Origin of the sequence: Streptococcus sp. 2154 (assembly GCF_013277255.1) — a bacterium.
Lineage (GTDB): Bacteria > Bacillota > Bacilli > Lactobacillales > Streptococcaceae > Streptococcus > Streptococcus pseudopneumoniae.
In genome coordinates this window covers 114,931-115,604 of record NZ_VMMK01000028.1, presented here as the reverse complement: position 1 = coordinate 115,604, position 674 = coordinate 114,931, and the positions used below count along the sequence as shown (strand labels likewise).

Sequence of the window (674 nt, the reverse complement as noted above, 5' to 3'; positions counted from 1 at the left end):
CAAAACGGTGTTTTGAGCAGGCTACGGCTAGCTTCCTAATTTGCTCTTTGATTTTTTGAGTATAAGGACATGTTGGATTCTATGTGCTGTATTGTCAACAATACACTCTTCTTCCTGTATATCTACCAACATGATTTACAGAATTTTATTTTACTATAATTTTACCTATATTCCAAGACAGAAATAAAATAATCAAGAACAAAAACGCATATAACCAATAACTAGCTATATGCATTTTAACACTTAAAGCGAACTGTTAAGTTGCGACTAGTGGTATCCAGTCCTAAGTAAGTCGGAAATATACAGTTTATTTACGACTAGCAAGGCATTTACCCGGCAATAAGAGCTCATCTAAATTGACTTTTTCTTAAAGTAGAAATTTCTACGAAAACTATCTAAATAAACTTTTTATCTCTATGACGGACAAAACATGTCTCAGTTATTCATCAACATCCAAGGTTCTAGTAGTTGACCCACTCCCCATTGGAGTTAACTTTATAACCATCTACTATAGTATTAACCGCTAATCTTCCGCTTTCATTGACATAGTACCATTTGTCTCCAACTTGGAACCATTGATTTACCTTCATTGCACCAGATGATTCCTGATAGTACCAATGGTCTCCATCTTTTATCCAACCAGTTGCCATTGAACCGTTAGCATTGAGATAGTA

Annotated in this window: 1 pseudogene; it reads right to left on the bottom strand. The window is 34.7% G+C overall.

What is annotated here, in order from left to right:
- Window positions 1-461: 461 nt before the first annotated feature.
- A pseudogene (locus HT693_RS05090) lies at window positions 462-674 on the bottom strand (choline-binding protein A); the annotation flags it as partial.